Genomic DNA, 25991 nt, shown 5'->3' with positions numbered 1-25991 from the left:
AACTTGGGCTTTTTTATTCTATGTTTAAAATTACTTTTTAACTAATTGTTTAGTATACGTTTTTCCTGTACTATCTAAAGACACAAAATAGATTCCTGCTGATAATTTTGAAACATCTACATTATTACTTCTAGAGCTCATTTTTATTTTTTTCAACAACCTTCCATTTGCATTATAAATAGCAACTTCTTTATTTTTCCACAACTCGTTATTTATCTGCAAAGTGATTGAGTTGTTTTCAACAGGGTTCGGAGAAAAAATAATTACATCTTTATCATTTACTAAAACTTGCCTTACATTTAAATTATCGGTTTTAGCACCACCACAGTTTCCAATATTATTCCATCCACTTGAAGTTCTCTCATACAAAACATTAAAATAAACAACTCTATCACCAACCTGATAGTTTTGAGAAGAATCATATTGAGGTACACCATCACAAATATCTGTGCTAGTACCTCCATCTCCTTCAATAATATTTAGAGTATAATCTTCAACCTCTCCATAATCAAATGAACCACAAGAAGAAGGAGTATTATTGTATCGCATAGACACTCTCATTCTTGTTACTCCTAATTTTGCAGTATTAGGTACAGTAAAGCTACCACTAACTGAATTATCAGTAGATGCACTTTTAATCCACACTTGCTCTCCGTTATCTTCAAAATCAGAATCCTGATTATAATCTATCCAAACAGCATATCCTTCTTTATAAACCGTCCCTGTCCATTTAGGTGTAACAGTTATTGTATTGGAACTTCCTTGCTCTATATCAGTTGAAATATTAGTAAAATCTTCATATCCATTTGTCGCTCCTGAATTATTATTAATTGACCCAAGTGTTACATTCTGAATATATTCATCATTTACATTATTTCCTTTTGAATCGCAATAAGTTGGTACACTTACACTTCCTTTACTTTTAGCTACCTCAATTAAGTACTCTAAACCAAGTTTAGCAAATTTTGCCGCATGCGTAGCATTAGCAGTTGGAAATCGATCAGATGTATCATTTACTGTATGAATATAAGGACTTGAACCATTAAATGATGCTTCAAAAGGGAAAGCTGCATCATATCCTTGTTGTGCCCAACTATAATGATCAGAACAACCGTAGTTACATCGTGTATAATCGTAAGTAAATTGATGACTTCCTGAAGTATTATAATGATCCATAAGACTTGCTAAAAAAGCATTAAGAGTACTGCTATTATAGCTATCATCAGAAATGTAGACATCTTTAGGTGATCCTTTATAATTTGTCATATCAAATTGCACGTATGATAACACATTAACATTTCTATTTTTATAATCTTGTGCAATCTCTTTTGAACCTCTTAAACCAACTTCTTCAGCAGCAAATGCCATAAACTCAATAGTTCGTTTTGGCTGAAAATCCATTTGAAAGAGTACTCTAGCCATTTCTGTAATTGTAGCAATACCAGAAGCATTGTCATCAGCACCAGGTGCATTTGTTTCTCTTTCTGGACTAACAGAATCGATATGACCTCCTATTATTACGTATTCATTTGGAAGATCACTTCCTTGAATTGTCATAACTACAGAAGGCATTGTAGTGCTACTATGGTTAACTATTCTAACACTAACGTCAGACCTACCGCTAGCCATTGTTTCCCATTTTTGCTTTAAATCTTGAACAGCTTGTGTAGCTTTTTGGGTTGTGTGATATCTAGTCCCATAATTTTCAAGTTCTACTATATGATTAGCAATATTTGTATTATTCACCAAACCTATGCTTTGATTTACAAGTTGATCTTCACTAATAGTATACGATGCTCTCTGCTGATGAGTTTTTTTACTTTGAAGTTTCTGAATGGTTTGTAAAGCTTCTTTTTCAGAAGATTCATAAATAAACCCGGGACCATGAGTTAAAATCATATGATGTAATTTTTCAGCTGCATGATGACTTAACTTTACAGCACTAAAACCATTTGTGGAGGAAAGAATCTTAATATCGGTAGGAGCAACTTTTTGTAGTTTTAAGGCATCTTTGGTTTCAATAGTACCATAAAACATTTTTTCTTGGCCGTGAACAATAGAAAAACTAAGGCACAGCAATAGTAACGAAAGTAGTAAATACTTTTTTTTCATTTTTGAAGGGTATTAATGTTAATTATAAATTTTCTTGTAAGTTATTAAAAATTAACATTATAGAACTAAAATATTTTTCACCTTCTTATTTAATCATAAACTTAACTTAATAGCTTACCTATTTTAACACTCAATAAATTTTGTTGTATATTTCATTTTTTTGCACCTTTATATGCGCATAAACTTCTACTACCAATGTCTTCAAATCATAGAATAAACAGAGCTTTTAAAAGAGCAAAGGAGCTACCATTAAATGAGAGTTCTAAATATATTTTATTTTCTGATTGCCATAGAGGTGACAACAGTTTTGCTGATGACTTTGCTCGTAATAGAAAAATATATCACTATGCCTTATCTCAATATTTACAAAAAGAATTCACTTATATAGAGTTGGGGGATGGTGATGAACTTTGGGAAAATAAATTTGTAAATATTTTCAATGCCAATAAATACATCTACCTATTACTTCAAAAGTTTCACCAACAAAACAGGTTATATTTTATCTGGGGAAACCATGATATGAATTATCGAAAGCCTAAAAATGTTGCTAAAAACTTTAATTCTTATTACGACACTATTGACGGAAAGAAAAAAGAGTTAATGCCAAATGCTTCTTTTTCTGAAGCAATTAAACTGGTACAAGAAGATGGTAAATCTATCTTCTTACTCCACGGTCATCAAGCAGATTGGTTTAATTATACTTTTTGGAAATTCAGCAGGTTTTTAGTTCGTGTTTTATGGCGACCTTTACAAATACATGGAATTAAAGACCCCACAAGTCCTGCTCAAAATTTTAAAGGATTAATAAAGGTAGAACGCCGTTTAGAAAAATGGATTATGAGTAATAATAACCAAATGATTATTACAGGGCATACACATCGCCCCAGATTTCCATCAAAAAACAAACTTCCACATTTTAATGATGGTAGCTGTGTACACCCTAGATGCATAACTGGTTTAGAAATTGAGAATAATGAAATAACTCTTATTAAGTGGCATGTAGTAACTAAAGAAGATGGTACTATGCAAATTACAAGATCTGTTCTTGAGGGGCCTAAAAAAATAACCGACTACATTTAACTTCGTAACTTTTTATTAACTCAAAACCCCACATCACATAACAGTTTATTAAATTATACTTAATATTTATATTAAAAAAAGAGAATACTTTTGATTCACCTCTAAAAGAGGAGTAGTCATTATAAATTTATTAGTTTTTGTCGACTATTTATTTGACTCACTATATACTGCCTTGAAAACAAGGCAGTTTTTTAATATTAGATTAACACTAAGTTAACATAAGGGTTAGTTATTTGCCGCGACAAAAACTAATAAACAACATCTAATGAACTATAAAACAGTACTTACGTCTGTAAGTATGTTTGTGTTACTCTACACACATGCACAACAAACAAACGCACCAAAATTTGGAAAGGGTATATTTAATCTAGTAGGAAAAGACAGTACTTGGTCTATGAATATGGGTGCTAGAATGCAATTTTTAGCAACAGCAGAATGGGATTCCAACAAAGATGGTTTATATAACCCAACATCTTCAATGTTAGTAAGAAGAGCTCGATTAAAATTTAAAGGATTTGCTTTTTCTCCTAAATTAAAATATAAAATGGAACTTGGATTATCTAATAGAGATATTAGTGGCGCTTCAGAACATACAGGAAACGCCCCAAGATATATTTTAGATGCAGTTCTAAAGTGGAACTTCCATCAAAATTTTGAATTATGGTTTGGACAAACCAAACTACCTGGAAACCGTGAACGTGTTATTTCTTCTGCTAATATGCAATTAGTAGATCGTTCTTTATTAAACAAACGTTTTAATATTGATAGAGATATGGGAATACAGTTAAGACATCATTTTAATTTATCTGATAAGTTTATTGTTAGAGAAGCTTTAGCTTTTTCGCAAGGTGAAGGAAGAAATGTTACCATAGGAAACCTAGGCGGACATCAATATACTGCTCATCTAGAATTTTTACCTTTTGGAAAGTTTGAAGGCAAAGGAGATTATATAGGTGGAGACTTAAAAAGAGAAAAAACTCCTAAGCTTGCCATTGGTATGAGTTATGACTTTAATGACAATGCCGTAAAAACCAGAAGTAACCAAGGTACTTATATGGTTAATGATGAAGGATACTATCAAACAAACATATCAACCTTTTTTATGGATGCTATGTTTAAATATAAAGGATTCTCTTTTATGGGAGAATATTCATACCGAGACGCCAAAGATCCTTTCGCAAAAAACTCAGATGGAACTCTTACTGGAGAAATTGTACAAGTAGGAAGTGGTTTAAACCTTCAATCAGGGTATTTATTTGCCAAAGACTGGGAAGTATCTGGTCGTTTTACTAACATTTCTTTAGACGAAAACATTACAGGAAAAGGAACTGAAAATCAATACACAATAGGATTATCAAAGTACATTGTTGGTCATAAATTAAAAGTACAAACCGATATTAGTTACTTAGATATAGCAACAGCTACAAATCAATTGATGTATAGATTACAGGTAGACATACACTTTTAAATGATAACATAAACATAACATGAGAGCGTTCTTGTGTAACTAAATTTGCAAAACTTAATTAAAAACTAAAAAATGGGAGATCCATATATTTTGATGCTAGTCGCTTTAGCTGTTTTAGCTATTGTAGACTTGGTTGTGGGAGTTAGTAACGATGCTGTTAACTTTTTAAATTCAGCAATTGGTTCTAAAGCAATTAAAGTAAGAAATATTATGATAATTGCGAGCGTTGGGGTGTTTTTTGGAGCAGTTACCTCAAGCGGTATGATGGAAGTAGCACGTAAGGGGATTTTTAACCCTAGCATGTTTATGTTCCAAGACATCATGTTTATTTTTATGGCTGTTATGATTACTGATATCTTACTATTAGATATCTTTAACTCATTAGGAATGCCTACCTCAACAACAGTTTCTATTGTATTTGAATTATTAGGGGCAGCTGTTTGTGTGTCATTAATTAAAATTGCAGCTAACGAAGCTCAATCAATTTCAGACATTTGGAACTACATTAATCATAAAAAAGCTATTCAGATTATAAATGGTATTCTACTCTCCGTAGTAGTTGCTTTTTCTGTTGGTGCAATTGTACAGTTCTTTTCTCGTTTAATTTATTCGTTTAATTTTGAAAAAAGAGCTAGTTACATCAATGCTTTATTTGGTGGTTTCGCAATTACGGCTATTACATATTTTATCTTTGTTAAAGGAATGAAAGGAACTCCTTTTTATAAAGATATAAAACATTTAGTTGAAGGAAACACACTTGTTATAATTGCTGGAGGCTTTGTTTTTTGGAGTGCTATATCTCAAGTATTAATCCATTTTTTCAAAGTCAATATCTTAAAATTGATTATTGGTGTAGGTACCTTCTCTTTAGCAATGGCCTTTTCTGGTAACGATTTAGTAAACTTTATTGGTGTACCAATTGCTGCTTGGAACTCATACCAAGCTTGGGAAGTATCTGGTGTTGCACCTGATGCATTCTCTATGGGAATTTTAGCTAAGAAAGTACCTTCTAACGTATGGTTATTATTATTAGCAGGAGCAGTAATGGTTGTCACTTTATGGACTTCTAGCAAAGCTAGAAATGTAATTAAAACTGGTATTGATTTATCTCGCCAAGGAGACGGACATGAAAAATTTCAACCGAACCCATTATCTAGAGTTGTAGTTAGAGCAGCTATGGGAGTAAACCTAGGTATTAGTGCTATTATACCTAAAAAGACTTTAAACTTTATCGATTCAAAGTTTCAAAAACCTGTAATTGAATTACCTAAAGACAAAACTTACGAAATGCCTGCTTTCGATTTAGTAAGAGCATCTGTAAACTTAATTGTTGCTGGTATTTTAATTTCTATTGCAACTTCAATGAAATTACCATTATCTACCACTTATGTAACATTTATGGTTGCAATGGGTACCTCTTTAGCTGATAGAGCTTGGGGACGTGAAAGTGCTGTTTATAGAGTTGCTGGTGTAATTAATGTTATTGGTGGATGGTTCTTAACAGCGATTACAGCTTTCTTAACTGCAGCTTTAGTAGCTTACTTAATTAGCTGGGATATGGTAATGATTCCTGTATTGTTATTAGTGGTTGCTCTTTTAATTGCAAGAAACACTTTACAACACAGAAAAAAATCTAAAGAAGAGAAGAAACAAGTACATATGGAGAGAGCAGAATTAATCACCATTAACGGTGTGATTGAAGAAAGCTCAGATCATATTGCTGGTGTTGCTCATCGTATTAATAAATTATACTCAAGCGTTGTAAAAGACCTTGCCACACACGATTTAGTTAAATTACGTAAAACTGATAAACACGTTACAAAACTAAATGATGAAATTGATAACTTAAAAGACGGTGTATTCTACTTTATTAAGTCTTTAGACGATACTTCGGTACAAGCAAGTAGATTCTATATTTTAATTTTAGGGTATTTACAAGACGTTGCTCAGTCTATTAGCTACATCTCTAGAGCTACTTACAAGCACGTTAATAACAACCATAAGAACCTTAAAAAAGGACAAATTAAAGATCTTAAAAGTATTGACAATACACTTTCTAAGCTATTAGCTGATATTGGTGATACTTTTGAAAATAGAAGTTTTGATAATTTAGGACATATTATCAACGAAAAGAAAGAGTTATTAAAAGATGTATCTAAATCTATAGAAAAACAAGTAGAACGTATTAGAACAGATGAAACAAGTCCAAAGAATACTACATTATACTTTAGTATTTTAATTGAGACACAAGATTTAGTATCTGGATTAATGAGTTTACTAGAAACATATGAAGAGTTTCATATCAGTACAAAAACAGCTGAAATAGAAGCTTAATCAAACAAAAAAAGCCGAGTTAATTAACTCGGCTTTTTTTATTTCTTATCTATATTAACTATTACTTCTTCTTCATAGGGCGCATCAAACCTTCTTGCGCAACTGAAGCTATTAATTTACCATCTCTAGTATAAATATTTCCACAAGCAAAACCTCTTGCTCCATTAGTATTAGGACTTTCAACAGAGAACAACATCCAATCATTAAAATCAAAATCACGGTAAAACCACATGGAGTGATCTAAACTTGCCATTTGTGTATTTCCAAAGTTGGCTACACTTGCATTTGGGTTTAAACAAGCTGTTAAAATATTATAGTCCGATATATAAGTTAATATTTGTTGTTTAATTCCTAGTGGTAAATCAGATGCTTCTCCTTTTAATTTAAACCAAACATCAACTACGGGTGGTAAATCCTTTCGGTCTAACGGATTTACAATTTGTACTGGTTTAAAATCAATAGGACGCTCAATACTTAAAAAGTCTTTCATTTTCTTTGGTAAAAAAGCTCCAAACTGATCCAACATATCTGTCCAACTCAACAACTCTTCTGGTTGTTTTAAGTCCTTTTTTATTGGCATTTGATGCTCATAACCATCTTCTTTTTTATGAAATGAACAGGACAAAATAAAAATTGTTTTATCATTTTGATGTGCTGTTACTCTACGCGTAGAAAAACTACCTCCATCACGGATGGTTTGTACGTTATATGTTATAGGTAACTCTAAATTCCCTGCTTCTAAAAAATATGAATGTAACGAGTGTAAAATACGTTCCTTTGGTGTTGTTCTATAAGCTGCATTTAAAGCTTGTGCTAATACTTGACCACCAAAAACATTTGGGCTTCCTATATCTCTACTTACTCCGTTAAAGTTCCCTTCACCTAAATCGTCAAGGGTAAGTATATTTAATAATTCTTGTGTGTTTTTCATTTGTTAATACAGTAAAGAGGATTTAATTCTTTATACTTTTTTTATTTTAAAAGGTTTTATTAACCTAAATTCTGTTGGCTGAATTCTATTCAAAAATAAACTTAAAATACGGTTTGGAATACTTTTTCTATGTCGTAAATAAATTGTTAGGTCTTGAGGTACTGCACCCACTGAACTTTTTATTTCACTAGCTGTTCTTCCAAAGTTTATGGCTTTTATATTTCTATCAATAGCCAATGAAATATAATCATACAACATTCTTTGATAAATTGCATAGGTTCTATTAACTGTATAATCAATCCCCACAAAATGCGCATCTAACGAGTTTTGATTTACCATTCCTGACAAAAATCCAACTAACTTATCTCCTAACCAATATACCTTAATAACATAATCATCTTTTAAGTTTTCTTTTAAACACATGTACGTTTCAATATTAAAGTACCCTAAATTAAAACTCGCCTTATTTGATACGTTCTTATATAGTAACGCCATTTCGGGCAATAATTGTTTTAAAGATTCAATTGTTATCTCTTCAGTTTGTATACCTGTACTCATTTTCAAAGCCTTTTTAGCTTTTACTCTATACTTTGTTTTTAATGCCGCTAAATAATCTTCAAAAGTATTCCAATTACTGTCTAATGTTAATACCATATTAGGGTCCACATTAAAAGAGTTATAACCAACATTATGTAGTGCATCAGTAATAAAAAGAGATTCGTTCACAAAATCTTTCAGCATAAAAGCATCTATTGTTTCTTTTGAAATGTCTTTTTCAAAGGCTATAATAGCTTTAGCTAATTGTTTTACTACTTCTTTCTTATCTTGATTAGGTTTTATAAAAATCCCATGTTCACCACTTACAAAAGTATTACCACATGTAAGTATTTTAAAGGGTTTTTGAGAAGACAATAAGTGTAATTTCCTCCCCATACAACGCATCCATTCTACAATCGATTGTAAATCGTTTTGAACACTATCTAAATAAAAATCAACTAACTTAATGGTAGCAAAAGCTATCGCTTCTTGCTTTTCATCAAACAATAAAATATAAGAAAACTGTATTTGTTTATTGTTCTTTTCTAGAGCCTCCAAATATTCTGGCTGAAGATATAAGTTATTTGTACACTGAAGCTCTTTCCAAACATTTTCAGGTATCTCCCTTACTGAAGAAAAGTAACATGTATTGGATGATTTTTTTTTACAGGATAAAATAATGTCAGCTTTTACGATTTGTATTTGTGTAAATTAGTAAAAGTTTGTCAAATACCTATAAATTATTTTAAGCTACTCCATTATTCCAAACAGGTACTTTTAAAAACCTACTTATTTTTACCATATCACTTAACAAATATTCTTTATCACCGTGATTCAGTAAGTTATGACGCTCTCCATTTTGAGTAACTAAATTAACTTCATAACAATAATAACCTCCTGACTTATTTCCTTCAACAAATTTTGACAATACTTGTAATGCATACACTTGTTGAAAAGGTATTATTTCACCATCAACTAATACTTTCCTTTTTTGTGAGTATAAAAATGCTTTGGCTCCAAAAGAAAATAATAAGAAAACACCTACTAATAAAAAAGGACCGCCTGAAGTAAAAAACATCTTTCCTCCATGCATAAATGTTAAAGGTTCTTTTGAAAATTCAAAAAATTCTATAAAAGACCAAACCACATAGTTTAACCCCATTAAAAGGAAACTCCAAGCTGCAAATTTCAAATAAGAGCTAGAGGTAATTTTATAACCAAAAGCTGTTTTTTGTAAGCGTTCACTTAAAAAATTACTTCCTGAGCCTTTAACAGCACTCCAAGAAATGTTTTGCCCAATAGCATCGGTTGTAAAGTCACCAAAAGAAAACTCTATTTGTTTATTGGTTGGTGAGTTTTTCTTTCTTTTTGCCCAATAACTAGAACCAAACATACCTATAAGCATAAAAGCTAATACCGCTAACATCCCACCAGTTTTATAGTAAGTATATCGTTGTTTACTTATACTTAACTTATGAACTGGAACAGTAATTTCAAGACGTTTTATATCATTTAAATCTTTTCTTGTGGGATTTGTAAGCTGTTGTAATGAGTCTAGTTCTCGTACACTTTGCTGTACTTCAATTTCTCTTTTATGAAACGCTTCGTACACGTTTTGTAACTGTGGAAATGCTACAAAAATGAAAATACCAATTGGAATTATTGCAAAAATCCAAGAATTGTTAAGGGATACTTTTTTCATATTTTATTTTTTTGGAAAGCAAATTTGAGAAAAGTTTTTGACTTTCTCACATAAAAAGAAAGCCTTTACATGCATGTAAAGGCTTTCTTTTAAACAATATTTTTAACTATTATTCACAAAAAGGAACTGTAAAAAATCCTTCTATTGAATTATCAGCACTTGAATTTGCTTTTATTTTTATGGTTAGTTCATTATTTGTAAATCTTACTACCTCCGCAACTCCTTGAAAAAAGTTTAAAGGGTTAGATCCTTTCTTACTAAAAACTACATTCACATTATCATAAGTTCCTAACTCTGCTTTCACATAAGTTGAAATCTCTAATTCATAATCAAAAATATCTGAACTACAATCTGCTTGTATATTGGTAATATGTACTGAAAGTTCATTATTTCCAGACATAAATGCTTTACCTCCTTCTGCCGTAAAACTTGTTCCAAATACGTTTCCTGATAATTTTGTGTTTGCAATTCCAGCTGGATCATTATCACTATCAGAACAGCTACTCATTACTAAAGTTAGGCACATCAAAACCGCATAACTAATTTTAAAAATCTTTTTCATTCGTTTAAATTTTAATTTGTTTTTACAAGGCGCGAATTTAGTTTAAAAATAAAAACCCACAAACAAATTAATTGCTTGTGGGCTTTTTATATTTATAAGGTTAGCTTACCCTACAATATTTATAATTTTCCCTGGGACAATAATTACTTTTTTAGGCTCTCTTCCTTGTAATTGTTGTTGTGTTTTTTCATGTGCCATGACCGTTTTTTCAATTTCGTCTTTACTCATATCTAACGGTAACTCTAAGGTAAAACGCATTTTACCATTGAAAGAAACTGGATAGTTCTTAGAACTTTCAACTAAATGCTTCTCTTCAAATTTTGGAAAAGCTACGGTTGCAATAGACTCATCATGTCCTAACTGACTCCATAATTCTTCTGCAATATGTGGTGCATACGGAGAAATTAACACTAACAATGGTTCTAAAATAGCTCGTTTGTTACATTTTAACGCTGTTAACTCATTTACTGCAATCATGAAAGTAGAAACGGATGTGTTGAACGAGAAGTTCTCAATATCTTCTTCTACTTTTTTAATCGTTTTATGTAAGGTCTTTAATTCGTCTTTCGTTGGTTCAGCATCAGAAACATTGATTCCATTTTCATCTGTAAATAATTTCCATAATTTCTTTAGGAAAGAATATACTCCTGAAATCCCTGAAGTTTTCCAAGGTTTTGTTTGTTCTAACGGTCCTAAGAACATTTCGAATAAACGTAAACTGTCTGCTCCGTATTCTTCACAAATTAAATCTGGATTTACAACATTGTATTTCGATTTTGACATTTTTTCAACCTCGCGTCCTACGATGTATTTACCATCTTCTAAAATGAATTCTGCATCTTTAAAATCAACATTTAATGGATGCTTTTTAAACGCTTCAATATCTAACTCATCAGAAGAATTTACTAAAGAAACATCGGCATGAATAGGTTGTACTATTTTGTCTCCTATTAACCCTTTAGAAACAAATGTATTTGTGCCTTCTACTCTATAAACAAAAGCAGAAGTTCCTAAAATCATTCCTTGGTTGATTAGTTTTTTAGCAAACTCATCTACTGGTAACAATCCTCTATCAAATAAGAATTTTTGCCAAAAACGCGCATATAATAAGTGTCCTGTAGCGTGTTCTGAACCTCCAATATATAAATCTATTTGTTTCCAATAGTCAACCGCTTCTTTACTTACAAACTCTCCTTCGTTATTCGAGTCCATATAACGGTTAAAATACCAAGAACTTCCTGCCCACCCTGGCATAGTATTCAGTTCTAACGGGAAAACAGTTTCGTTGTCAATCTTGCTATTTTCAACAACAGTATTTGTTGTTGTATCCCATGCCCAAACCTCTGCGTTTCCTAATGGTGGTTTTCCATCTTCAGTAGGTAAATATTTTTCTACTTCTGGTAATACAATTGGTAAATGCTTCGCATCAATCATTTGTGGCATTCCGTCTTTGTAATATACAGGGAATGGTTCTCCCCAATAACGTTGACGACTGAATACTGCATCACGTAAACGATAGTTTATTTTTCCGTAACCAAATCCACGTTTTTCTAATTCGTAGATTACGGTTTTCATTCCTTTTTTATAGTTTAAACCATCTAAGAAATCAGAGTTAGCTAATTTAATTCCATCTTTAGCATCGTTTGCTTTTTCAGAAATATCAACATTCGCAAAAATATTCGGAATCTCTAATCCGAAATGTTTTGCAAAATCGTAATCACGTTGGTCACCACATGGTACCGCCATCACCGCTCCTGTACCGTAGCTTGCTAATACATAATCACCAATCCAAATAGGTACTTGTTTTCCTGTAAACGGATGCAACGCATACGCACCAGTAAACACACCCGAAATGGTTTTTACATCTGCCATACGATCACGCTCAGAACGTTTTGCTGTAGCTTCAACATAGGCTTCTACCTCTTCTTTTTGCTCAGCAGTTGTAATTTTCGCCACTAAATCGTGCTCTGGAGCTAAGGTCATAAAAGACACTCCAAAAATAGTATCAGGACGTGTTGTGAATACGTCTATTTTAGCATCATGTCCATCAACATCAAAAGCAACCATCGCTCCTTGCGAACGACCGATCCAGTTAGTTTGGCTATCTTTTAATGGCTGTGGCCAATCAATATTTTGTAATCCGTCTAATAAACGTTGTGCATACGCAGAAATTCGCATAGACCATTGGGTCATTTTTTTACGAACTACAGGATGCCCTCCACGTTCTGAAACTCCGTTTACAATTTCATCGTTTGCTAATACTGTTCCTAGTGCCGGACACCAGTTTACTTCAGTATCAGATAAAAATGTTAAACGGTATTGTAATAGTACTTCTTGTTGTTCTTTGTCAGAGAAGTTTTTCCATTCTTCCGCAGAAAAAATAGTTATATCTTCATCAGAAACTGCATTTACATTCGTATTTCCTTCTGCTTCAAACTTTGCTACTAAGGTTGCAATATCTTCTGCTTTATCTGTGTCTTTATTGTACCAAGAATTGAACAGTTGAATAAAAATCCACTGTGTCCATTTATAATATTCTGGATTTGAAGTACGTACTTCACGAGACCAATCGAACGAAAACCCAATATTATCTAACTGACGACGGTAAGTTTTAATATTCGTTTCTGTAGTAATTGCTGGATGCTGCCCTGTTTGAATCGCATATTGTTCAGCAGGCAGCCCGAAAGAGTCATATCCTTGTGGATGCAATACATTAAACCCTTTATGACGCTTGTAACGTGCATAAATATCTGAGGCGATATACCCTAATGGATGCCCAACATGTAACCCTGCTCCTGATGGATAAGGAAACATATCTAACACATAATATTTTGGTTTATCAGAATTATTTTCAGCTTTAAATGTACCTTGATCTGCCCAGTACTTTTGCCACTTTTTTTCTATCTCTTGATGATTGTATTGCATTTGTAATCGCTTGTTTTAAAGGATGCAAATTTACAGTTATTGTTGATAAGTAAAAAGTTTAGTTCTTTTAATACTTTATAAAGACTTAAATAAACAAAAAACCTCACAAGCATTTAAGCTTTGTAAGGTTTAAAATTGAAATAAGAGAGTTTTTATATTGTACTAATGTGCTATGTACATCAAAATTACTTTTAACGTTACTACATACACATCATGATTATTAAACGCTATGTGCTTTTACTAATTCTTTTATTTGGTGTTATTCGCAAAATATTAATTGAGTTATTATAAAAACTGAAAAATATCCTTACTGCCTATTTTTGAGTAATAAGTGATTTAATTTCAGCCTCTAAAACTGTTAACATAACTTCATTAGCTTCTTTTTTAACTAGTTCTATTTTTCTAATTTAGGGAACTCAACAACTAACCTACTTATGAGCGAAAATATAACGACTTTAGATATTAAAGAAAAAGTATCTATCTTACTTAAAGACTCTATTGAACAATCTGAAATTGAAAATTTAATAAACGAAATACACACTTACTTTAAAGAATTAATTTTGCTCACTGGATTCGACAATCATATAGAGCACTTAGCCGCCATAACAACTGCAAAAGGAAAAGCTTTAGGATTAAATCATGCTGCACAATGTTTGCTAGATTACAAACGAACTGTAAAGTTTTTAAAAGCTATGGTAATGGCGATTAAAGAAAAACAACAAAATTACCCTAATGAAACGATCCGTGTTTTTTATGCTGGTTGTGGACCCTATGCTCCGTTTATTACTCTAATTGCTCCACTTTTTAGACCTGAAGAAATACAATTTTCTTTACTAGAAATTAATGATAAATCTTTAGAGTATGCTAAAAACCTTATAAAAAAACTGAAGCTTACTAATTATGTAACAAACTACTATACTGCTGATGCTGTTACTTTCAAAATACCTGAACCTGAAAAGTATCATATACTCTTTAGTGAAACGTTGGATGCTTTGTTATATAGAGAGTGCTATGTTCCTATTTTATTCAACTTGCTTCCTCAACTACCAAAAGATACCGCTGTAATTCCAGAAAATGTATTGATAAAAATGAGTTTAGCTACCGATCTTATTGCTGACACTAAGCATACACCTGTTGAAGTTGATACCATTTTAAATGTCAGAGAAGCTATTTCATTAAATATAGTAAACACAATAGTTCCTACTCAACTACCTGATAAAAAAGTAGCTGTAAAATCATTAAACATAGAACAGTACAATTACTTACTATTGGATACATTGGTACATGTTTATGGTGATATTTGGCTGACAAGAAATGAGTCTTCTCTAACAATTCCTCTTGAAATGGGAATTGAGCATCCTTTTCACTTTAATTCAATTATTTACACTTACCAAATGGATCCAGACATTGAGCTAAAGTACTCTTTAGAAAAGTAAAGTACTACTTAATAAAAAACCTCTCAAAAGAGAGGCTTTTATATTGTTAAAACTGATATCCAACAGAAATTTGAAAAGACCCGTTTTTAATATCAGGGTTTTCTTGAATTGCTGTTAGTCCTAAATTATATCGTGTTTGCAAAAATAAGCCTTGTTTAAATTGGTAACCTAAACCAAGGTTTGCACTCAAATCATAGTTTTCTACATCTGGATCTAAGCTTGTACCATCATTTGTTTTTAAAACATCATCTACTAAAAATGATATTTGAGGACCTACCTCAAGGGAAAAACCATCAACAATATAGTATTTAGCCATGACTGGTAACGAAATGTAATCTATTTTTAATTTATTTGCATCGTTTTCTGTCCCCATTTGTGAGTACAAAACTTCTGGTTGAATAGAAAATGAATCTGATAATTTCAATTCTACTAATCCCCCTGCATGAAGCCCCAATCTAGAATCGGTATTTAAATTATCTCCATGGATTGTAGCAACATTTAACCCTGCTTTAACTCCAAATTTAACTTGTTGAGCTTTAACTCCTGAAAATGCGATTATACATAAAATTACAAGTACTGTTTTTTTCATCATAATAGTTTTTAGTTTATACAGAGAAGTTTTGAAACAATCATCATGCCAATTTTCTTAATATTTTGTTGAAGCTTTTGTTATCCTTCTTTGTAAATTTCAACATAACCCACAAAAAAACAGGCATCTAAAATGCCTGTTCTTTTTTATATTTAATTATAATTATCCTTTTATAGGAACAGTAACAATAACGTTATCCCAACCAATGTACATGTTAAATGTATCGTCTTCTCCTTCAAAAACAATAGAAAAAGCTTCGATTGTTTCATCTGACTTAGTAGTAGGTGCAATAATTCTAGCTACATCTTCACTTTCACTATAAAAGTAAGACCCCCAAACATTCTTGGCTGTATTTAAAATAAGAGTCCATTCTTTTTCTCCAGGAATAGTAAATAATGTATATGTTCCTGCTTTTACTTTTTTATCTCCAAAAGTTACATCTTTATAAAATGTGATTTCTGCAGCTTCGTTTGCTCCTGTTCTCCAAACTTTTCCCATAGGAGCTAGTTTTGCTAAAGATCTTCCCTTTAATTGTGGACGACTATAAACAACTTTTACTTTCTTATCTGAAACTCTGTAACTACTTGGATAAGCAGCTGCATCCATTGGACTTTTATCTAAGCTTGCAAATTTTTGAGCCGCTACATCGTTTGTAAACACAAGTGCTACAGCAAATACGATAATTGATAAAATTGATTTTTTCATGTTCTTCTTTATTAATTGTTAATTGAGGATTTGTCACCAAATTTAAGAATCCTTACGTAAAATTTGCTCTTTTTTTAAAAACAATACTACTTTTAATCCTTAACAAAGCGGGAGTATATCTTCTTAAAAATTGTAATTCAAGTAAATAGCAGATCTGTATTTTACATCTATAGTTCCTTGTGCTAAATTTTGCTGTATGGGGTACATCGCCAAGGCTCCTACTGTTATTTTTTTTGCATTATACTCAGCTCCTAAACTAGAAAACAATGCATATCCTTCTGTATTTTTCACTTTTAATCCGAGCGTTCTATTACTTGCAAAGAACTCTCCTGAAACCCCTACCGAAGGTACAAAGCTATTTTGCTTATTATCTTTAAACATATAAAAAAAGGTACTATTAAAGTTAAATTGATTTCCAAATCGATATTCTTCCTTATTTGTTGTTTTTATATAATAATTAAGATAGTTTGTAATTCCAAAGTTATTTCTCTTATATACATACTGAATGTTGGTAATTACATCAGTACTCCCTGTTCCTAATTGAAAACTAGGGTTTATTGAATTATTAATTGCTTCATTATAAGTTCCTGTAGGCAACTTTAATCCTCCTCCTATTTTCAATATATGACTAGAAGAGATAACCTTGTCTTTTTCTTCTTTATAATTTCCTGTATTTTTATTTAAAACAGTATAGTTAATTAAAAAAGAAATATCTCCCAAACCTTCAATAGCTGTTGTTTTCTCCACATATTCTCTTGAATGAAAATGGAAAGGAACAAAAACTTGGGCTTCTAAATACTCTTTAATAATTGGAATTCTAGACCACACTTGTACTGTATTAAAATACTCATTTATAATTGGAGAGTTATTAAAAATTCCGTCTTTAGACTGGTATTTTTGATGTAAGTAACGTACTCCAATAAAATTATTATCTATAACTCCTCCCATTCCTAAACTACCTCCACTGTTACTACAACCACAAGCATCACAATCTAAAAATAGTTCGTAACGCTCAGGAAATGGGTTGATTGCTTGTATTTGTACTGAAATTAATACTATTAATATTGGTATTACTCTACTCAGCAAATCTTTTATCTGTGATAAACTCTTCATCTGTTAATGTTTTTAAAAAAGCTATAATATCTTCCTTCTCTTGTTCGTTTAATGATATTCCTGTTGTTCCATCCTCTTTTTTAAGAATTGGATCTAAGTTTTGAGTTTCTTGAACTCCTGTTGCATAAAAATTTAATACTGATTTTAGTGACCCAAATCGACCATCATGCATATATGGAGCGGTAAGTTCAATATTTCTAAGGCTTGGTACTTTAAACTTGTATTTATCATCTTCTAATAAGGTTACAGTCATTCTACCCAAATCGTTTATTTCTGGATTAACTGGTAAACCATTGTTTCTAAAAGCATCATCTGTAAATAAATCTGAAGTATGGCAAGAAGCACATTTTGCCTTAAAAAGCTCTAAGCCTTTTTTCTCTTGTTCAGAAAACTCTCCTCCTTTTTCAACCCGAACATATTTATCATACTTTGAGTTTGCTGAGACCATCATTAACATAAATTGAGACATCGCCTTAAATGTATTATCAGCGTTAACCTGCCCATCCTCAAAAGCTTGACTAAATAATTTTCGATAAGCTGCGTCTTGTCGTAGTTTTTCCAAAATATTGGTTACGGTTTCATCCATTTCAACAGGATTTGTAATAGGTATTATTGGAAATACATCTAAATGAAAAGCTGCTCCATCCCATGAAAACTGTTTGTGGAATGCCATATTTTGGACTGGTGGTGCATTTCTAGTTCCTTCTCTATCTTCTACTCCATGACTTAATTGATGTCCATGGTGTGTAAACGCAAACTTTTGCTGATGACAAAAAGCACAAGAAACCACTCCGTCTGAAGAAAGTTTTCCTTCATAAAAAAGTTTCTTTCCTAATTCAAAACCTTTTTCAGTTATTGGGTTTGAACTTAAATTATAATGTGGCTCAGGAAAATTGCTTGGTTTTTCAAAAGCTAGTTCTACATTAGTATACACCTCTTCTTTTTTACAACTAAAGAAAGAGCATACTAACAATACAATCATTAATTTTTTCATTACATAGGGTATTAGTAGCTAATTGAAAACAATTAGCCTATTACACTTAAAAAAAATCTAAAGAATAGAGCTCTCACTCTATTCTTTAGATTTAAATATTATTAATGATGATTTGTGTGGTGTACATGGTGAACCATAAACATCTCAGTATAATTCTCCGCAATTAAAGAAGCTTTATCTCCTCCCATAATAGTTGCTTCTTCTGAAAGTTTAATTTTAGATTTACCATCTAACATTGTATTAGCATCTACTTTAATATGTAATTGTGGTGATTGCTCATTGCTTACAATAACAACATCCATAGGTAATGTTACCTCTTTGTATAAGTCAACTGTCGTTCCTCTACTTGCAATATGAAGCATAAAAGGATTATCCGTTGCATTTTCTTTATAATTTCCTTCTAAAACTACGAACTTATACCCGGCTTGCCAGCTCCAAGTTAAATTGTAGCTTTCTGCTAAAGTCCAAAAGTCTTGTTGTACTGCTTGTCCTTCTATAAATCGTTCTTGATCTACACCAATTCCGAATTTAATTTTTGTATACTTTCCAGCAGGTACATCTTTAAGTGATATTTGAATTTTCTTAGGTTTATCTCCTCCTCCTTCACTTATTATAAAGTAACTTTCTTCTTTAGGATATACAAATTCCTCACCTTCTTCTGTTACAAGTACAAAGTTACTTACGATATAATCGAAAGAATTTATTGTTAATGTTTCTCCGTTTCCATTGGTGTAAGTTGAAGTACCTAACAAAAGTTTGTCTTCAGAAAAACCATTATCAAACTCTATTACTACTTCATTTTTCCCTTCTAATTTATCATTGATTATTTCATTATCACTACAAGAAGTGAACGCTATAGCCAAAGCTATGAAAGCAAATATTTTTTTCATCTTTTAAATTTTATGTACTACAGTACTTCTTTAACAATGCTGAGCATCATTAAAGATTTTACTTGTAAATTGTGTTTTTAATCTTGTTTTTATTTTACAATAGTCTACCATTTTGATTACGTTATTTGTAACCAATTAGTAGTAATTATAGCTAATTATGAAGATTAAATAATAGGAGGATGAAATACTTCTTGATTAAATAAGTAGTAATAATTTTTCTTATAAGAAAATGTTCCTTTCTCTTTTATAAACTGCTTTTCTTCTAAGTCTATGTTTAAGATAGAAACAAACCCAATAGGGTATTCTTCCATTGAAATTCGTAGTGATTTAAAATCGTCGTCTTGTTGTTTTTCAAGTTCCATCATTAACTGACACTTACCGTTACAGTTTAATTCTGGTTTATCTTTATTGATACATAAAACCTTTGATATATAATCATAATTTATTGCATACTCAACAAAAGGAGCTATTGGGCGCAACATGGCTATCATGTATAATGCAACAAAAAAATATATGCTTAGTTTCTTCAACAACAAAGAGGGCTTTTACTAGCGCAAAGATACTACTATCCCTACTGATAACCAACAATAAAATTTCACGTTTTTTGTTTTATTTTAATTTATTCTAAATAAAAAACTTATATTTGCACGGATTTTACGAAAAGATAATGATTGTTTTTTATACTGAAACCAAGAACGTTAGCTCTAAAACTTCTGTTAAGACATTACAGAAAACTACTACTTGTAGTTCTTCATGTGCAAGTAATTGTATTAAACCTAAAAGTAAATGCTGCAATAAGTATCAAAAGAAAGGAATTAATTGTAAAAGATGTCCTTTAACGTTTGATTTAAAAGCTGTCTCATAATTATAACGATTTCCCCCGTTTGTTTATATATCACAAACAAAAAGCCCTTAAAAGAAATTTCTTTTAAGGGCTTTTAATTTTATATACTATATTCTTTATGCTACTTTTAACAAAAAGTAATTTTTCTTACCTCTTTGTAGTAACACATATTTATCAGCAATAAGGTCTTTTGAAGTGATAACAAAGTCTTCACCCACTTTTTCCTTATTTACTGATATTGAGTTCTCTTTTAATGCTCTTCTTGCATCTCCATTTGATTTTAAGAAACCTGTTTTAGCGGCTAAAGCTGCAATCATGTCTAAGCCTTCAGCTATGTCTTCTGAAGTAACCTCAGCTTGTGGTACCCCATCAAACACATCTAAAAAAGTTTGTTCATCTAAGTTTTTTAAATCCTCAGCTGTTGACTTTCCAAATAAAATATTTGAGGCAGCTATTGCTTTATCTAACTCTTCTTTAGAGTGTACGAAAATTGTTACTTCCTCAGCTAATTTCTTTTGTAAAACTCTTTGATGCGGAGCTTCTTTATGCTCAGCAATTAAAGCATCTATAGTATCTTTATCTAAAAATGTAAATATTTTAATATACTTTTCTGCGTCTTCATCCGAAGTATTTAACCAAAACTGGTAAAATTTGTAAACTGATGTTTTATCTGCATCTAACCAAACATTTCCTCCTTCTGATTTTCCAAATTTTGAACCATCAGCTTTTGTAATTAATGGGCACGTAGCTGCAAATGCTTTTGCATCTTCACCAGGTGTCATTCTACGAACTAGTTCTGTACCTGTGGTAATATTACCCCATTGGTCAGAACCTCCCATTTGTAATTTACAGTTTAAGGTTTTATATAAGTGATAGAAGTCATACCCTTGAATTAATTGATACGTAAACTCTGTAAAGCTCATTCCGTTACCTGCTTCTCCTGTAATACGTTTTTTTACAGAATCTTTTGCCATCATGTAGTTTACAGTGATTCTCTTACCAACATCTCGTACAAATTCGATAAATGAAAAATCTTTCATCCAATCGTAATTGTTAACTAATAAAGGAGAGTTTTTAGCTCCGTTATCAAAATCTAAAAAGCGACCTAACGTTCTTTTTAAACCCGCAACATTTTTTGCTAAAGCTTCTTCATTTAATAAATTACGTTCATCTGATTTTCCTGTTGGATCACCGATCATACCAGTTGCACCTCCTACTAAAGCTATTGGTTGATGCCCTGCTTTTTCAATGTGAACTAGTAAAATAATTGGAACTAAACTACCAATGTGTAACGAATCTGCAGTTGGATCAAAACCAATATAAACCGATGTCATTTCTTTTTGAAGTTGTTCTTCGGTTCCTGGCATAATGTCGTGAATCATTCCACGCCATTGTAATTCTTCTACTAAATTCTTGGTCATTTTATTCTATTTTTAAAGAAGCAAAGATAAGTTTATCAACCAAAATAAACTAAATTCGCTTTATGATTTTAGTTACAGGAGGAACAGGTTTAGTAGGCTCACATTTATTATATCATTTAAGCCAAAAAAACGACAAGATTCGAGCTATTTTTAGAACTGAAAAAAAGCGTGAACATGTTAAAAAAATCTTTTCTTTTTATACCGATAATGTACAACAGTATTTTTCAAAAATTGAATGGGTACAAGCTGACATTACCGATACCCCTTCACTAGAGCCTGTATTTAATAACGTTACACAAGTTTATCATTGTGCTGCATTAGTTTCTTTTAATCCAAAGGATTATAGGAAAATGCGCCAAGTGAATATTGAAGGAACTGCTAACCTTATTAATTTTGCTATTAATGCTAATGTAGATAAATTCTGTTTTGTAAGCTCTATCGCTGCGGTTGGTAATGCTATTAATGGAAAACCTATTAATGAAGAAAATGAGTGGGTAGATGATGATGAAAATCATGGATATGCTATTACCAAGTATGGTGCTGAAATGGAAGTTTGGAGAGGTAGCCAAGAAGATTTAAATGTAGTAATTGTGAATCCTGGAGTAATTCTGGGTGGTGGCTTTTGGAATGAAGGTTCTGGGAAAATGTTTACCCAAATAAATAATGGCTTAACGTTTTACACAGAAGGCATTACTGGTTTTGTTGGAGTATATGATGTCGTAAAAGCAATGATAAACCTAATGGACTCTGATATAAAAAATGAACGTTTTATTCTTGTTTCGGAAAACAAATCGTTTAAAGATGTTCTATTAAGTATTGCTGATAATCTGAATAAAAAAAGACCTTCAAAGAAAGTTGGAAAACTGATTACTTCAATATTTTGGAGAGTGGATTGGCTTTTAACAAAACTTACAGGTAAAGAACCTTTGTTAACTAAAAACTCTGCTAAATCTGCACATAATAAATCGTTCTATACTTCTAAAAAAATTACAGAACAACTTGATTTTGAATTTGAGCCTATTAATAATGTAATTACTAGAGTTTCTAAAGAGTTTAAAAAGTAAATTACTTAATCTTCTTTAAGCCTTTTTTTTCAAACTCTCTATCTTCTCTTTTTATTAACTCTTTAGGAGCATCATCCAACAATAGTTCCTTATCTAAAACTGTATCTCTTTTTAGTTTGTCTCCTTTTTTAATTCCTTTTATTGAGTCTTGAACTTCCTGCTTTTTTCTGTATAAACTGTCTAATAAATCAATATTATTTTTTACTTTTTTTAAGATTTCTGCATACTCATCAACCTTAGAAGTATAATATGTATTACTAGCATCAAAACGAGTACTATCAATTCTATACTTTTCGTATACCAAAAACATATAGTTCTTTTCTCGTTTTAAAAATTTGTTTTTTTGATTTTTAGCAGAAGAGGCTATATACATATCAGTTAATAACGAAACCATAGAATCTTTCGGAATTAAGTTTTCAGGCTTTTTGTATATCGTATTACTAGTACACGACACCAAAAGCAAACCAATACATATGTAAAAAAAAGACTTCATTTATCTGTTAAATAATAATCGTTTTCCTTTAATTTCTTCGTTAAAAACTCCCTCGTTATACATTAAGTTTCCGTTTACAAATGTATGTGTTATTTGATTTGAAAACTCAACTCCTTCAAACGGTGACCATCCACATTTATACAGTAAACTTTCTTTATCTACTGTCCATTTTTTATCAGCGTCAACTAAAACTAAATCAGCATAAAAACCTTCTTTTATAAAACCTCTTTTTTCAATTTTGAAGATTTTTGCTGGGTTGTGACTCATCTTCTCTACCGCTTTTTCTATTGGCAACACTCCTTCTTTCACCTTTTCTAAAACAGCTGTAACTGCATGTTGTACTAACGGTCCTCCACTAGGTGCTTTTGTATATACGTTATCTTTTTCTTCTAAAGTATGTGGTGCATGGTCAGTTGCAATGATATCAATTCTATCATCTAACAAGGCTTTCCATAAACCATCTTTATCTTTTTGTGTTTTCACAGCAGGATTCCACTTAATGTGTGTTCCTTTTTTGTCATAATCAGCATCTGTAAACCATAAGTGATGTACACAAACCTCAGCAGTAATTTGCTTTTCTTCTAATGGAATATCATTTCTAAATAAATGCGTTTCTTTTTCTGTAGATAAGTGGAAAATATGTAAACGTGCACCTGTTTTCTTTGCTAATTCAATTGCTCTTGAAGAAGATAAATAACAAGCTTCTTCACTACGAATTAACGGGTGATATTTTACAGGAATATCATCTCCATATTTTGCTTTATACTCTTCTGTGTTTTTTCTAATAGTTGCTTCATCTTCACAATGTACAGAGATTAACATTTTAGTTGAAGAAAATATTTTCTCTAGAACCTCTTCATTATCTACCAACATGTTTCCTGTTGAAGAACCTAAAAACAACTTGATACCCGCAACATCTTTAGGGTTTGTTTTTAACAATTCTTCTAAATTATCATTCGTTCCACCAAACATAAACGAATAGTTTGCGTATGATGTTTTACTTGCAATATCAAACTTATCTGCTAATAATTCTTGAGTTGTGGCTTGAGGTACCGTATTCGGCATTTCTATAAACGATGTAATTCCTCCAGCAATTGCTGCCTTACTTTCTGTAGCAATATTAGCTTTATGTGTTAAACCTGGTTCACGAAAATGTACTTGGTCATCAATCATACCAGGAATTAAGAACTTTCCTTCCGCATCAACCATTAATACATCATCGGTAGGAATTATGTTTTCTCCTACCTCCTTAATAAATTCTCCTTCTATTAAAACATCGCCTTTAAAAACCTTGTTTTCGTTAACGATTTGTGCGTTTTTAATTAAATATGATTGCATGTTGTTATTTTGGTAATCCGTTAATTCTCATTTTTATCACACCGAAGACAGCTTCTTTAATGATTCCTTTGCTTAGCTTTGACTTTCCTAGGACTCTATCAGTAAAAATAACTGAAACCTCTTTAATGTTAAATTTATGCTTCCATGCCTTGTATTTCATTTCTATTTGAAATGCATAGCCTACAAACTTAACTTTATCTAACTTGATTGTTTCTAGCACTTTTCTTTTATAGCATACAAACCCTGCAGTAGTATCATGAATAGGCATTCTGGTGATTAGTCGTACATACTTTGATGCAAAATATGATAATAGAACCCTGCTCATTGGCCAGTTAACTACATTAACTCCCACCGAATACCTTGACCCAATAGCTACATCTACTCCTTCATTAGCGCATTCATTATACAGTCGAATTAAATCGTTAGGGTTATGTGAAAAATCGGCATCCATTTCTATGATATAATCATATTTATTAGAAATTGCCCATTTAAATCCATGAATGTATGCAGTACCTAAACCGCTTTTTCCTTCTCTTTTTTCAATAAAAAGTTGACTTGGAAATTCATTTTGTAAGTTTTCTACTATTGTTGCTGTTCCATCAGGAGAATTATCATCAACAACCAATACATGAAATACCTTTTCTTGACTAAAAGTTGCTCGAATAATAGCTTCGATATTTTCTTTCTCGTTATACGTAGGAATTATGACTAAAGCGTCTGACTTCATGTAATTTTCATATAAATCTGGGCAAAGATACACTTATTTATTACTAATTTTGTGTTAATTAAAAAGTATAAAAGCAATTGCAAGCAATAGAACGAATTACAAACCATGATAGTTGGATTACTTTAGTTATTGTATTGGCTATTGTTTTATTGGCTATGATGAAAGCGTTAAAACCTACTAAGTTATACGGGTATACTATTGCTTTTATAACTCCTGGTTTTTTTCATAAAAGAACCGAAGAAGGAGCTTCTTTTTTCACCCCTTTTAAATTGCTCTTATTTTCTTTTTCATCAATTGTTATTTCTCTGTTTCTATTCTTAATTTTAGTATCAGAGATATACTCTCATAGCTTTTTAGCTTTTTTAGGGTTACTACTATTTGTTATTCTGTATTTTTTACTTCGTTTTTTAATAGATTATGCTTTAGCAAACACTTTAGGTTTATCATCAATTGTTAGCTATTTTTTACATACAAAATCAGGTTATTTATATGTTCTTAGCATATGGTTACTTCCATTTATTATACTGTACCAATACACTTTTACAAACAAACTTTTTTTAGTTTATTCTTTCGGTATCTTGCTTATTTTTAGGGCTTTTTTAATTTTAACAAATAATAAAAAGCTTGTAATTAGCAAGTTGTTTTATTTTATTTTGTACTTTTGCACCCTTGAAATAGCACCGCTATTAATTCTTTATAAAACAACAACTACGTAATAAAGAGAAA

Annotated in this window: 22 protein-coding genes; 6 read left to right on the top strand and 16 right to left on the bottom strand. The window is 31.4% G+C overall.

Features of this window, described 5'->3' with window-relative positions:
* Positions 1-30: 30 nt before the first annotated feature.
* Positions 31-2112 (bottom strand): M20/M25/M40 family metallo-hydrolase, encoded by a 2082-nt coding sequence (locus VCM48_RS11280; RefSeq protein WP_482270573.1) that lies wholly within the window; start codon positions 2110-2112, stop codon positions 31-33.
* 195 nt (positions 2113-2307) lie between these two features.
* Here VCM48_RS11280 and VCM48_RS11275 point away from each other — a divergent pair, with 195 nt between their 5' ends.
* From VCM48_RS11275 to VCM48_RS11265, 3 genes are all read left to right on the top strand, one after another.
* On the top strand, positions 2308-3192 hold the full coding sequence (locus tag VCM48_RS11275; protein WP_482270572.1) for a metallophosphoesterase: 885 nt from the start codon (positions 2308-2310) through the stop codon (positions 3190-3192).
* A gap of 265 nt (positions 3193-3457) precedes the next feature.
* Positions 3458-4660 (top strand): porin, encoded by a 1203-nt coding sequence (locus VCM48_RS11270; RefSeq protein WP_482270571.1) that lies wholly within the window; start codon positions 3458-3460, stop codon positions 4658-4660.
* A gap of 72 nt (positions 4661-4732) precedes the next feature.
* The gene (locus tag VCM48_RS11265) at positions 4733-6994 is read left to right on the top strand and encodes an inorganic phosphate transporter (protein ID WP_274639044.1); all 2262 of its coding nucleotides are present in this window, start codon (positions 4733-4735) and stop codon (positions 6992-6994) included.
* Positions 6995-7055: 61 nt separating this feature from the next.
* Here VCM48_RS11265 and VCM48_RS11260 read toward each other — a convergent pair whose 3' ends face one another.
* The 5 genes from VCM48_RS11260 to leuS form a co-directional block, all read right to left on the bottom strand.
* Complete coding sequence (locus VCM48_RS11260) at positions 7056-7925, bottom strand: acyl-CoA thioesterase (protein ID WP_440120553.1); 870 nt, start codon at positions 7923-7925, stop codon at positions 7056-7058.
* Positions 7926-7955: 30 nt separating this feature from the next.
* On the bottom strand, positions 7956-9020 hold the full coding sequence (locus tag VCM48_RS11255; RefSeq protein ID WP_482270570.1) for a GNAT family N-acetyltransferase: 1065 nt from the start codon (positions 9018-9020) through the stop codon (positions 7956-7958).
* A 187-nt stretch (positions 9021-9207) separates the two neighbouring features.
* Positions 9208-10164: a hypothetical protein gene (locus tag VCM48_RS11250; RefSeq protein WP_274639041.1), complete on the bottom strand. Its 957-nt coding sequence runs from the start codon at positions 10162-10164 to the stop codon at positions 9208-9210.
* A 109-nt stretch (positions 10165-10273) separates the two neighbouring features.
* The gene (locus VCM48_RS11245; protein WP_099276567.1) at positions 10274-10726 is read right to left on the bottom strand and encodes a hypothetical protein; all 453 of its coding nucleotides are present in this window, start codon (positions 10724-10726) and stop codon (positions 10274-10276) included.
* Between the two features lie 105 nt (positions 10727-10831).
* Entirely contained in the window at positions 10832-13651 is a 2820-nt protein-coding gene (gene leuS, locus VCM48_RS11240) for a leucine--tRNA ligase (RefSeq protein ID WP_482270569.1), read from the bottom strand.
* Between the two features lie 434 nt (positions 13652-14085).
* On the opposite strand from leuS, the gene VCM48_RS11235 reads away from it, so the two are divergent.
* Positions 14086-15087, top strand: coding sequence for an SAM-dependent methyltransferase (locus tag VCM48_RS11235; protein ID WP_482270568.1), 1002 nt, complete (start codon positions 14086-14088; stop codon positions 15085-15087).
* 46 nt (positions 15088-15133) lie between these two features.
* On the opposite strand, the gene VCM48_RS11230 is transcribed toward VCM48_RS11235, so the two are convergent.
* From VCM48_RS11230 to tyrS, 7 genes are all read right to left on the bottom strand, one after another.
* On the bottom strand, positions 15134-15676 hold the full coding sequence (locus VCM48_RS11230; protein ID WP_482270567.1) for a porin family protein: 543 nt from the start codon (positions 15674-15676) through the stop codon (positions 15134-15136).
* A gap of 162 nt (positions 15677-15838) precedes the next feature.
* Positions 15839-16381: a DUF2911 domain-containing protein gene (locus VCM48_RS11225; protein ID WP_482270566.1), complete on the bottom strand. Its 543-nt coding sequence runs from the start codon at positions 16379-16381 to the stop codon at positions 15839-15841.
* Between the two features lie 123 nt (positions 16382-16504).
* Positions 16505-17494, bottom strand: a complete 990-nt coding sequence (locus tag VCM48_RS11220; protein WP_482270565.1) for a transporter — start codon at positions 17492-17494, stop codon at positions 16505-16507.
* Positions 17457-18488 carry a cytochrome-c peroxidase gene (locus VCM48_RS11215; RefSeq protein WP_482270564.1) on the bottom strand — a complete coding sequence of 344 codons (1032 nt, stop codon included), beginning with the start codon at positions 18486-18488 and terminating at the stop codon, positions 17457-17459. The genes VCM48_RS11220 and VCM48_RS11215 overlap by 38 nt, the downstream gene beginning before the upstream one ends.
* A gap of 101 nt (positions 18489-18589) precedes the next feature.
* The gene (locus VCM48_RS11210) at positions 18590-19378 is read right to left on the bottom strand and encodes an MbnP family protein (RefSeq protein ID WP_482270563.1); all 789 of its coding nucleotides are present in this window, start codon (positions 19376-19378) and stop codon (positions 18590-18592) included.
* A 164-nt stretch (positions 19379-19542) separates the two neighbouring features.
* Complete coding sequence (locus VCM48_RS11205) at positions 19543-19908, bottom strand: hypothetical protein (protein ID WP_147431701.1); 366 nt, start codon at positions 19906-19908, stop codon at positions 19543-19545.
* A gap of 430 nt (positions 19909-20338) precedes the next feature.
* On the bottom strand, positions 20339-21643 hold the full coding sequence (gene tyrS, locus VCM48_RS11200; protein WP_482270562.1) for a tyrosine--tRNA ligase: 1305 nt from the start codon (positions 21641-21643) through the stop codon (positions 20339-20341).
* A gap of 62 nt (positions 21644-21705) precedes the next feature.
* Here tyrS and VCM48_RS11195 point away from each other — a divergent pair, with 62 nt between their 5' ends.
* Positions 21706-22707, top strand: coding sequence for an SDR family oxidoreductase (locus tag VCM48_RS11195; RefSeq protein WP_482270561.1), 1002 nt, complete (start codon positions 21706-21708; stop codon positions 22705-22707).
* A gap of 1 nt (position 22708) precedes the next feature.
* Here the strand turns inward: VCM48_RS11195 and VCM48_RS11190 are convergent, their stop codons facing one another.
* From VCM48_RS11190 to VCM48_RS11180, 3 genes are read right to left on the bottom strand one after another with little or no spacing between them, the layout of a single operon-like run.
* Entirely contained in the window at positions 22709-23200 is a 492-nt protein-coding gene (locus VCM48_RS11190; protein WP_482270560.1) for a DUF4296 domain-containing protein, read from the bottom strand.
* Complete coding sequence (locus tag VCM48_RS11185; protein WP_482270559.1) at positions 23201-24538, bottom strand: dihydroorotase; 1338 nt, start codon at positions 24536-24538, stop codon at positions 23201-23203. It lies immediately after the preceding gene.
* Positions 24539-24542: 4 nt separating this feature from the next.
* Positions 24543-25265, bottom strand: coding sequence for a polyprenol monophosphomannose synthase (locus VCM48_RS11180; RefSeq protein ID WP_482270558.1), 723 nt, complete (start codon positions 25263-25265; stop codon positions 24543-24545).
* Positions 25266-25342: 77 nt separating this feature from the next.
* Between VCM48_RS11180 and VCM48_RS11175 the strand changes: the two genes are divergently transcribed.
* On the top strand, positions 25343-25981 hold the full coding sequence (locus VCM48_RS11175; RefSeq protein WP_420802974.1) for a DUF4271 domain-containing protein: 639 nt from the start codon (positions 25343-25345) through the stop codon (positions 25979-25981).
* The last annotated feature ends 10 nt before the right edge of the window (positions 25982-25991 follow it).

The sequence above is a fragment of the Tenacibaculum sp. DPLXC6 genome, from assembly GCF_056815515.1.
The sequence above is the reverse complement of the archived record's forward strand: the minus strand, read 5'-3'. Positions and strand labels throughout refer to the sequence as shown.

Bases quoted from the DNA above. Each gene is read 5' to 3' on its own strand.
- VCM48_RS11215 (WP_482270564.1), bottom strand. From the start codon at position 18,488: ATGAAAAAATTAATGATTGTATTGTTAGTATGCTCTTTCTTTAGTTGT.
- VCM48_RS11225 (WP_482270566.1), bottom strand. From the start codon at position 16,381: ATGAAAAAATCAATTTTATCAATTATCGTATTTGCTGTAGCACTTGTG.
- VCM48_RS11235 (WP_482270568.1), top strand. From the start codon at position 14,086: ATGAGCGAAAATATAACGACTTTAGATATTAAAGAAAAAGTATCTATC.
- tyrS (WP_482270562.1), bottom strand. From the start codon at position 21,643: ATGACCAAGAATTTAGTAGAAGAATTACAATGGCGTGGAATGATTCAC.
- VCM48_RS11220 (WP_482270565.1), bottom strand. From the start codon at position 17,494: ATGAAGAGTTTATCACAGATAAAAGATTTGCTGAGTAGAGTAATACCA.
- VCM48_RS11230 (WP_482270567.1), bottom strand. From the start codon at position 15,676: ATGAAAAAAACAGTACTTGTAATTTTATGTATAATCGCATTTTCAGGA.
- VCM48_RS11270 (WP_482270571.1), top strand. From the start codon at position 3,458: ATGAACTATAAAACAGTACTTACGTCTGTAAGTATGTTTGTGTTACTC.
- VCM48_RS11195 (WP_482270561.1), top strand. From the start codon at position 21,706: ATGATTTTAGTTACAGGAGGAACAGGTTTAGTAGGCTCACATTTATTA.
- VCM48_RS11185 (WP_482270559.1), bottom strand. From the start codon at position 24,538: ATGCAATCATATTTAATTAAAAACGCACAAATCGTTAACGAAAACAAG.
- VCM48_RS11275 (WP_482270572.1), top strand. From the start codon at position 2,308: ATGTCTTCAAATCATAGAATAAACAGAGCTTTTAAAAGAGCAAAGGAG.
- VCM48_RS11180 (WP_482270558.1), bottom strand. From the start codon at position 25,265: ATGAAGTCAGACGCTTTAGTCATAATTCCTACGTATAACGAGAAAGAA.
- VCM48_RS11260 (WP_440120553.1), bottom strand. From the start codon at position 7,925: ATGAAAAACACACAAGAATTATTAAATATACTTACCCTTGACGATTTA.
- VCM48_RS11190 (WP_482270560.1), bottom strand. From the start codon at position 23,200: ATGAAGTCTTTTTTTTACATATGTATTGGTTTGCTTTTGGTGTCGTGT.
- VCM48_RS11250 (WP_274639041.1), bottom strand. From the start codon at position 10,164: ATGAAAAAAGTATCCCTTAACAATTCTTGGATTTTTGCAATAATTCCA.
- VCM48_RS11210 (WP_482270563.1), bottom strand. From the start codon at position 19,378: ATGAAAAAAATATTTGCTTTCATAGCTTTGGCTATAGCGTTCACTTCT.
- VCM48_RS11245 (WP_099276567.1), bottom strand. From the start codon at position 10,726: ATGAAAAAGATTTTTAAAATTAGTTATGCGGTTTTGATGTGCCTAACT.
- leuS (WP_482270569.1), bottom strand. From the start codon at position 13,651: ATGCAATACAATCATCAAGAGATAGAAAAAAAGTGGCAAAAGTACTGG.
- VCM48_RS11280 (WP_482270573.1), bottom strand. From the start codon at position 2,112: ATGAAAAAAAAGTATTTACTACTTTCGTTACTATTGCTGTGCCTTAGT.
- VCM48_RS11265 (WP_274639044.1), top strand. From the start codon at position 4,733: ATGGGAGATCCATATATTTTGATGCTAGTCGCTTTAGCTGTTTTAGCT.